This is a genomic window from Sandarakinorhabdus oryzae, from assembly GCF_009733735.1.
GTDB classification, from domain to species: Bacteria; Pseudomonadota; Alphaproteobacteria; order Sphingomonadales; family Sphingomonadaceae; genus Sandarakinorhabdus; species Sandarakinorhabdus oryzae.
Genome location: NZ_WNJP01000289.1, coordinates 1 through 1997 on the forward strand (window position 1 = coordinate 1; position 1997 = coordinate 1997).

Genomic DNA, 1997 nt, shown 5'->3' on the forward strand with positions numbered 1-1997 from the left:
CTACCCAGGGCAGGTGGCGGGTGCGGCGCGGCGGCGGCGCGGCTCCCGATCGCGCCGCGCGCAGGGCGCCCCAGGCATCGCGCAGCATCAGGCCACCGATCACTGACAGGAAGATGACATAGATCAGGCTGATCACCACATCGATCTGGCCCAGATCCTGCAGCAGGCGGAAGATCACCTGGCCGATGCCGGCACCGACAATGCCGCCCGCCACCAGCACGCCGCCCATGCGCGCATCAACCTGGCCGCGCTCCCAATAGGCCAGCGCACCCGACACCGAGGAACCGGTGATCTGCGTCGCCGAAGAGGCCACCGCGACCGCCGGCGGGATGCCATAGAAGATCAGCAGCGGCGTGGTGAGAAAGCCGCCGCCCACGCCGAACATGCCCGACAGGAAGCCGACCGCGCCGCCCATCAGGATGATGAGCAGGGCATTCACCGACATCTCGGCAATGGGCAGATAGATGTCCACGGCGGGACGTTACGGGCAGGGCGGGAAAAAGGGAATCGGGCTTTTCGTTCAGGGCAGCGCAATCACCGACAATTGCCGGCCATAATCCAGCTCCTTGCGGTGGGTGGTGCGACGGAAGCTGAACCAGCGCGTATCGTCGGGATAGGTGTCCACCCCCATCGCCACCACGGCGCGCACACCGGCGGCGGCCAGGCGCGACGCGATGAAACCCTCCAGATCGAACTGGGCATGACCGGGCTTGCCGGGACGGAAGAAGCCTTCGTGGGCCGGATCGGCCGCGCAGAAGCGGTCCACGAAGCCCTGATCAACCTCGTAGCTGCGCTGGGCGATGGTGGGGCCGATGGCGGCAACGATGCGATCCCGCCGGGCGCCGAGCTGCTCCATCGCAGCGACCGTGGCCGGGCCGATATCGGCGAGCGCGCCCTTCCAGCCCGAATGCGCCGCGCCGATCACCCCGGCTTCTGCATCGGCAAACAGGAGCGGCGCGCAATCGGCGGTGAGGATGCCGAGCGCCAGGCCGGGCGTGGCGGTGACCATCGCGTCGGCGTGGGGGCGGGCGTCGTCGGGGAAGGCGGCGGTGACCGGCACAACCGTGGCACTATGGACCTGGTGCAACGTCACCAGTGCCGCGCCGGGGGCCACGGCCTCGACGGCGCGGCGGCGGTTTTCCTGCACGGCGCCCTTATCATCGCTGCTGCCCAGCCCGACATTCAGGCTGGCAAACAGCCCATGCGAGACGCCGCCACGCCGGGTGAGGAACCCGTGACGCACGCCGGCCAGCGCCGGGACGGTGAGGAACGCTACAGTTTCGCCCGGCACAAGATGTCCTCGTCAGCCTGATCGCCGACCATGAAGTGATAGGGGGCGACCTCCTCGAAGCCATGGCGGGCGTAGAAGCGGCGGGCGCGCGGGTTATCGGTGAAGACGCTGAGCCAGATCTCCGACGCGCCGCGGGCACGGGCGGTGTCCTTGGCCCAATCGGTCAGGGCATCGGCAATCTTGCGGCCCTGCCAGGGCTTGTAGATGTAAAGCTGGCGCAATTCCATTGCACCAATTGCGGGATCGGGGGCGGGGAGTTTCAGGCTGCTCACCTTGCAGAAGCCGATCACCACCTCCCCGATGCAGGCGAAGCGCACGGCGATATCCGGATCGGCCAGCTCGGCGGCATAGGCGGCGGGCGTGTAGCCGGCAATGAAGCGATCCAGATCATCCGCTTTGTAGAGCGGGCCGAACGTCTCGATGAAGGTGGCGGCGGCGATGCCGGCGAGCACGGCGGCATCGGCCGCCGTCGCGTCGCGGTAGGAAAGCGGTGGGGTCGTCATGCCCCTGCCATGCCAAATCCGGCCGGCACTGGCCAGCCCGGCGCGGTGACCGCCATCGCACGGAAAATGGCGCCCATCTGTTGCGGCGCGGTGAGCCGCAGCAGCGCCGCGGTGATGGCCCCGGCGGCGTGCGGGGGCTTGCCCTGCTTCAGCGCTTCGGCCCGGGCGGCGATGCCGAGGTCCCCCAACAGCGCGCCCTGCGC

At 69.0% G+C, this 1997-nt stretch carries 3 protein-coding genes and 1 pseudogene; all 4 read right to left on the reverse strand.

Going from position 1 to position 1997, the window contains the following annotated elements; genetic code table 11:
- Positions 1–472, reverse strand: a 472-nt coding sequence (locus GJ693_RS15685; protein WP_156257171.1) for a sulfite exporter TauE/SafE family protein, incomplete at its 3' end; no start/stop codon positions are given.
- A gap of 48 nt (positions 473–520) precedes the next feature.
- Positions 521–1291: a peptidoglycan editing factor PgeF gene (gene pgeF / locus GJ693_RS15690; RefSeq protein WP_156257172.1), complete on the reverse strand. Its 771-nt coding sequence runs from the start codon at positions 1289–1291 to the stop codon at positions 521–523.
- Positions 1273–1794 (reverse strand): GNAT family N-acetyltransferase, encoded by a 522-nt coding sequence (locus tag GJ693_RS15695; RefSeq protein ID WP_156257173.1) that lies wholly within the window; start codon positions 1792–1794, stop codon positions 1273–1275. The genes pgeF and GJ693_RS15695 overlap by 19 nt, the downstream gene beginning before the upstream one ends.
- Positions 1791–1997 (reverse strand): annotated as a pseudogene (locus GJ693_RS15700) (class I SAM-dependent methyltransferase); the annotation flags it as partial. The gene GJ693_RS15695 and the pseudogene GJ693_RS15700, both read right to left, overlap by 4 nt.